The sequence below is a fragment of the Arthrobacter sp. Br18 genome, assembly GCF_000520555.1.
Lineage (GTDB): Bacteria > Actinomycetota > Actinomycetes > Actinomycetales > Micrococcaceae > Arthrobacter_D.
Window position 1 is genome coordinate 20947 of the sequence record NZ_KI914863.1, and the last position, 6517, is coordinate 27463.

The 6517-nt window shown below is 64.6% G+C and carries 6 protein-coding genes; 5 read left to right on the forward strand and 1 reads right to left on the reverse strand.

The annotated features are described in order from the left end of the window. Nucleotides 1-164: 164 nt before the first annotated feature. On the reverse strand, nucleotides 165-1019 hold the full coding sequence (locus tag Y704_RS0109465) for a Bax inhibitor-1/YccA family protein (RefSeq protein ID WP_026549940.1): 855 nt from the start codon (nucleotides 1017-1019) through the stop codon (nucleotides 165-167). A 315-nt stretch (nucleotides 1020-1334) separates the two neighbouring features. On the opposite strand from Y704_RS0109465, the gene Y704_RS0109470 reads away from it, so the two are divergent. The 5 genes from Y704_RS0109470 (at nucleotide 1335) to Y704_RS0109490 (ending at nucleotide 6294) form a co-directional block, all read left to right on the forward strand. Continuing rightward, nucleotides 1335-2636 (forward strand): branched-chain amino acid ABC transporter permease, encoded by a 1302-nt coding sequence (locus Y704_RS0109470; protein ID WP_026549941.1) that lies wholly within the window; start codon nucleotides 1335-1337, stop codon nucleotides 2634-2636. A gap of 8 nt (nucleotides 2637-2644) precedes the next feature. Next, nucleotides 2645-3625 carry a branched-chain amino acid ABC transporter permease gene (locus Y704_RS0109475; protein ID WP_026549942.1) on the forward strand — a complete coding sequence of 327 codons (981 nt, stop codon included), beginning with the start codon at nucleotides 2645-2647 and terminating at the stop codon, nucleotides 3623-3625. Between the two features lie 146 nt (nucleotides 3626-3771). Continuing rightward, complete coding sequence (locus tag Y704_RS20215) at nucleotides 3772-4800, forward strand: ABC transporter ATP-binding protein (protein ID WP_051476887.1); 1029 nt, start codon at nucleotides 3772-3774, stop codon at nucleotides 4798-4800. Beyond that, complete coding sequence (locus Y704_RS0109485) at nucleotides 4797-5555, forward strand: ABC transporter ATP-binding protein (protein WP_026549943.1); 759 nt, start codon at nucleotides 4797-4799, stop codon at nucleotides 5553-5555. The genes Y704_RS20215 and Y704_RS0109485 overlap by 4 nt, the downstream gene beginning before the upstream one ends. Nucleotides 5556-5589: 34 nt before the next feature. Further along, on the forward strand, nucleotides 5590-6294 hold the full coding sequence (locus Y704_RS0109490; RefSeq protein ID WP_026549944.1) for a hypothetical protein: 705 nt from the start codon (nucleotides 5590-5592) through the stop codon (nucleotides 6292-6294). The last annotated feature ends 223 nt before the right edge of the window (nucleotides 6295-6517 follow it).

Below are 6517 nucleotides of genomic sequence, written 5' to 3' on the forward strand. Positions count from 1 at the left end.
TGCGGAAAACCAAGGACGCGCCGGATGTCTGACGCTGCGGAAAACCAAGGACGCGCCGGATGTCTGACGCTGCGGAAAACAAAGGACGCGCCGGTGATACCCGGCGCGTCCTTTGTTCTTTAGCGCGTTTGCCGCGCGTTCACCCGTCCCTACGGGCCGATGTTCTAGTCGCTGCCGCGCAGGATCGCGAGGAGGCGAAGAATTTCGACGTAGAGCCAGATCAGCGTGACCGTCAGGCCGAATGCTGCGGTCCACGAGTATTTCTGGGGGGCACCGTTCCGCACACCCTCGCTGATCGATGTGAAGTCGATGATCAGGGAGAAGGCGGCAAGGCCGATGGCGAAGATGCCGATGACGACACCGAAGGGAATGTTCGTCCCGGGGATATCGGCACCCCGGAGGCCCCAGGCATCATCGGAGACGCCGAAGAGCATCAGGCCGAGGTTGATCAGCGAGAAAGCCGCATAGCTGATCATGGCGATCATGAAGAACTTCATGGCCTTCGGTGTTGCGCGCACCTTGCCGCTCTTGAAGAGGGCCAGGGTTACACCGAAGACGGTGAGGGTACCGAGCACTGCCTGGAGCGCGATGCCGGGGTACATGGCCTCGAGGAACATGGTGAGGCCACCGATGAACAACCCCTGGAGCGCCGCATACGCGAGGATCAGAGCCGGTACCGGTTCACGCTTGAACGCGTTGACGAGGCCAAGGACCAGTCCGCCGATCATGCCCAGGACCATCAGTGGAACGGCCAGTCCCGGAAGGAAGAAGGCCGGCACGGAAGCGCCGAGCAGGACGACGCCGATGCAGAGGACGGTCTTGACGATCACGTCGTCGAACGTCATGCGGCCCATCTGCGCGGGTCCAGCCGAAGGCTGGTTGTACATGTGCTCCAAGTTCTGCTGGCTGGCAACCTTCTGGCCTGCGAGCATGGTGGAGCCATAGGCTGCCGCGTTGTTGCCGCGTGCAGCGGAACGGAAGTTCTTTCCGTTGAAAACCGGATTACCGCCGAGTGCCATTTTGTGTAGTCCTCCATTAGGGGCCGAGCGTTAGAACGACCTTATCAATAGCAACGCAATACAGGGAGATTTGTTCCCCGCCCACCGCTCCCCGTAAGTCAATCCCTCAGGGCACTGACTAACTCAGTCGTTATCCAATCGCGACCTTCGGACGGCGTTTTTGGCATTCGGCGAAACACTGTCCGAGTAACATGAAGCGCACGCCCAGTGACAATGGTCACACGCTCCTACGCCCGGCGGTTCAACGCAGGGCCAACCCCCACCGTGGAGGTTCCACTCTTGATCACCCAACCGACGCCTGCACGGATCAGGAGGATGCTGCTTCTGGTTCTGGGCTTTCTGGCCACCGTGCTCCTCAGCGCTCCTTCTGCACAGGCCCTCCAGCCTGCCGTTCCGGCCACCCAGCCGGCAGCAGTATCGTCCAGCGCCCAGTCCCAGGAGTTCGAGAACCGCATCAGCGGCGTCCTTCGCGGAGTTGACGGTCCCATCGCCGACGTCACCGTCACCGCTGCCGGAAACGGCTTCGACGGCGAGGCCACCTCGGGCCCCAACGGAGCCTGGACCATCGGCGTCCCCGAGCAGGGCACCTATGAGGTGGCAATCGATGAGGACACCCTTCCCGACGGCATCGCCCTCGCCGAAGGTCAGGCCAACCCCCGTGAAGTCACCTTCGCAGGAACCACCACGGCCAGCACGCTGTTCCTGTTCGGCGAAGGAATCGTCACGACGACCACCAGTTTCTGGGACACCCTTGCCGAGCGGGCGCTTGCCGGATTCAGCTTCGGCCTCCTGCTCGCGCTGAGCGCGGTGGGCCTGTCCCTCATTTTCGGCACCACCGGTCTCACCAACTTCGCCCATGGCGAGATGGTGACGATGGGCGCCGTCCTGACCTTCGGATTCGCCGCGCTCGGACTCCCTGCCCCGGCGGCCATCATCCTCGCCGTCCTGGGCGGCGGACTGCTCGGGTACGTGCAGGACGCCGGCCTCTGGAAGCCGCTGAGGCGGCGCGGGAGCGGACTGGTCCCCATGATGATCGTCAGCATCGGCCTGGCGCTCGCACTGCGCTACATCATCCAGTTCAACTTCGGCGGCGCAACGCAACAGCTGCCCGGGTCCCAGAGCGCGATCATCGACATCGGCTCCGTGTCCATCTCGCGGAACAATCTGACGTCCCTGATCATCAGCCTCGTCGTGATCCTGCTCGTCGCCTTCCTGCTCCTCCGCACCCGCGTCGGCAAGGCAACCCGCGCTGTCGCGGACAACCAGGCCCTGGCCGCGGCATCGGGGATCGACGTCGACCGTGTCATCCGCCTCGTGTGGGTGATCGGTGGAATGCTGGCCGCGCTCGGCGGAATCCTCTGGGCGTACTACCGGCCGGGAGTTTCCTTCAACATGGGCCAGCAGATCCTCCTGCTGATCTTTGCCGGAGTGGTCCTCGGCGGATTGGGAACAGTCTTCGGTGCCCTGCTCGGCTCCATCATCGTGGGCCTGTTCGTGGAAATCTCGACGCTCTGGCTCGAAGCCGACCTTAAATACGTTGGCGCGCTTCTCATCATGATTCTCGTGCTCCTGTTCCGGCCCCAGGGTATCCTCGGCCGCAAAGAGCGCATAGGTTAGGGACTCCCATGGATTTCGGAAACATACTCACCAACGCCTTCGGCGAAATGATCAGTCCCACCACCGCGGCCTATGCGCTTGCTGCGCTCGGGCTCGCAGTCCACTTCGGCTACTCGGGACTGCTGAACTTCGGCCAGGCCGGCTTCATGGCCGTCGGAGCCTACGGCTACGCGATCTCGACACTCACCTTCAATGCCCCGCTTCCCGTCGCGGTCCTGGTGGCACTGCTCTCATCGGTCATCTTCGCCATCGTCCTTGGTATTCCCACGCTCCGGTTGAGGGCGGACTACCTGGCGATCGTGACCATTGCGGCAGCGGAGATCGTCCGCTACATCGTGACCACCAACGGGCTCACCGACGTCACCGGTTCGGCCAACGGCCTTGCGGCCTTCGAGGGCGGCTTCTACGAGCTCAATCCCTTCCTCAACGACAGCTACAACGTCGGACCGCTCGCCATGAGCGGACGTGACCTCTGGATCCGGATCGTCGGCTGGAGCGTCGTCGTCCTTGCCTGCCTGATCGTCTGGCTCCTCATGCGCAGCCCCTGGGGCCGCGTCCTCAAAGGTATCCGCGAGGACGAGAACGCCGTCCGCTCCCTCGGCAAGAACGTCTACGCCTACAAGATGCAGGCCCTCGTGATCGGCGGCATCCTGGGTTCGCTCGCAGGGATCATTTTCACCCTCCCCCGCGGGGCCGTGCAGCCGGCCAACTATGCCACTGAACTGACGTTCTTCCTGTACACCTGCCTCCTGCTGGGCGGCATGGCAACCGTGCTCGGACCCGTCATCGGAGCGATGGTCTTCTGGGTGGTCCTCTCCCTCACCCAGGGACTTCTCTACGGGGCCATCGAGGTCGGTGCCATCACCTTCCTCTCGAACGTGCAGGCGGGTCAGCTAAGATACATCCTCGTGGGTGTGGCACTGATGCTGCTCATGGTGTTCCGGCCCCAGGGTGTCCTGGGTAACAAGAAGGAGCTGGCGTTCGCATGACCGAGAACCACAACGATCCCGCCAGCGCTCCCGGGGGTCCCTCGCACCGGGCCGACGGCGCCGCCACCGCGCACGGCGCGACCGCCGCCGGCACATCAAGCCCAACCTCCGCATCCGCATCCGCGTCCGCGTCCGGGCACGATTACATGAACGACAGCAGTCCGATCGCCGCCGGAGAGGCCCTGCCGGGATGCCGGAAGACCGACCCCATCGTCGTGGCCAGGAACGTGACCCGCAGCTTCGGCGGGATCAACGCCGTCAACGTGGACTACCTCGAAATCCCGCGCCACAAGATCACCGCCCTGATCGGCCCAAACGGCGCCGGAAAAACGACGCTCTTCAACCTGCTCACCGGCTTCGACGTCCCCAACAGCGGCGATTGGGAGTACGACGGCAGGCCGCTTGCCAAAGTGGCGCCCTACAAGGTGGCGCGCATGGGAATGGTGCGCACTTTCCAGCTCACCAAGGTCATGGGCAAGCTCACCGTGATGGAGAACATGCGCCTCGGGGCAGCGAACCAGCCCGGTGAGAGCCTCGCGAAAGCGCTGTTCAAGACCGTGTGGGGGAAGCGCGAGCGGGAAATCACCGAGCAGGCCGATGTGCTGCTCGCGAAGTTCAAGCTCGATGAGAAGAAGGATGACTACGCGGCGTCGCTGTCCGGCGGGCAGCGCAAACTGCTGGAGATGGCCCGCGCCCTCATGGTCCGCCCACGTCTGGTCATGCTCGACGAGCCGATGGCGGGAGTCAACCCGGCACTGACGCAGTCGCTGCTCGACCACATCAAGAACCTCAAGGCCGAGGGCATGACCGTCCTGTTCGTTGAGCACGACATGCACATGGTGCGCCATATCGCGGACTGGGTGGTGGTGATGGCCGAGGGCAAAGTCGTAGCCGAGGGCCCGCCCGACGTCGTCATGAAGGACCAGGCGGTCATCGACGCCTACCTGGGCGCCCACCACGACGTCGATCTCGGCGACTCGACGGGTATCGAACTCCTCGAACGGGAACTGGCACATGACGACAAGTCAGTGGTCGGCACCGACGAGGAGGGCATCCTCGGGCACCGGATCATCGAGCTGTCCGGTTCCGGAGACCTTTCGGACGCCTCCACCACGCGTTCGCGGCCGCAGCCGCACACTGTCACTGACCCTCACGCAGATCGGAAGAAAACATGAGCCGGGAAGCAACGACCAGCAACGACGATCCGGATTCAGTGGTCAAGGTCACCGATCTGGTGGCGGGCTACCTCCCCGGGGTGAACATCCTCAACGGCTGCAGCATCGAGGCGCGGAAGGGCGAACTCATCGGCATCATCGGCCCCAACGGCGCCGGCAAATCGACGCTGCTCAAGGCGATGTTCGGCCTGGTCAAGGTGCACTCGGGCAAGGTGGTGGTGCGCGGGCAGGATCTCACGGGCCTGAAAGCCAATCGTCTGGTGACGCAGGGAGTCGGTTTCGTGCCGCAGAACAACAACGTGTTCTCCACGCTCACCATCGAGGAGAATCTGGAAATGGGGATGTACCAGCGCCCGAAGGATTTCAAGAAGCGCTTCGAGTTCGTCACGAGCCTCTTTCCGGAACTGGGCAAACGTCGCGCGCAGCGCGCAGGGTCACTGTCAGGCGGCGAGCGCCAGATGGTCGCGATGGGACGGGCCCTCATGATGGAACCGGCAGTGCTCCTCCTCGACGAACCGTCGGCCGGCCTCTCCCCCGTCAAGCAGGACGAGACTTTCCTGAGAGTGCACGAGATCAACCGGGCCGGGGTATCGGTCATCATGGTGGAACAGAACGCGCGGCGCTGCCTACAGATCTGTGACCGTGCCTACGTTCTCGACCAGGGCAGGGACGCCTACACCGGCACCGGCCGCGAACTGATGAAGGACCCGAAGGTGATCCAGTTGTACCTCGGGACACTGGCGGACGCAGCGTAGACCGGCAGTACGCGCTCAACCGGCGAAGGCATTCATGGCACAGCTTTTCACCACAGCAGTGGGTCACGGCTTCGCGGGACTGTTCAGTGCCATCAAGAGAGTGCGGCCCGAACGACCGATCCACTCCCGGGGACTGCGCCTGACCGGGGCTGTCGAGGTGGCGCCCCCTGGTACGGCCAGCGGCATCGCGTGGATCGATACCCCCGGCACCAGCACGGTGGCAGCCCGGATCTCCCGATCGGTGGGCTTGCCGGACGGCCTGCCCGACGTCGTCGGACTCGCTTTCCGCATCAACGACTGGCCCGACGCCGCCGACGCAGGCCTGCCGGCCGACGTACTGCTGTCCTCCACCGGGTGGTCCCGCGCGGGGCGGTTCGTCCTGCTGCCTCGATTCCGGGCCGACCGGTCGCCCCTCACCACGATCATTCCGTATCGGGGTCCACACGGGCCGGTGCTGATCGGTGCGCGCACCCTCGGGCCGGCGCCCCTTCCTGCGTCGCTGGGCGCCTTCGGGCGCACCCTGGGCGGGGAGGCCTGGGTCCTGGGTCTGTACCACGCCCGCCCGCGGGGCCCGTGGCACCAGTTCGGCACCATGTCCCTCCTCCTCGACCTGCAGGGGAAGGAGGACCTCCGCTTCGACGCCGTCCTCAATCCCCTGCCCGGCGCCGACACCTACGGCTGGACGAAGCGCCTTCGGGAACCCTCCTACGCCGTCGCACGCCGGCCGCCTCCAAGGTAGCCGTAAGGAGTACCGCTCCGGCGTGACTCGGGGTCGACAGCCTGCACCCGGCGAAGCCAACAGTCTGCACCCGGTCCATCGACTGTGCAGCAGATACCGGTTTCGGGCCCGACACACGTCATTTCTGCGCATTCGATGCCGCTCCTGTGCCCTGCGGGGCGATGAGGCCTCCCTGCACCCGGTGCTGAGGGAATGCACCCCCAACACGCAGGAGGGCCCCGCC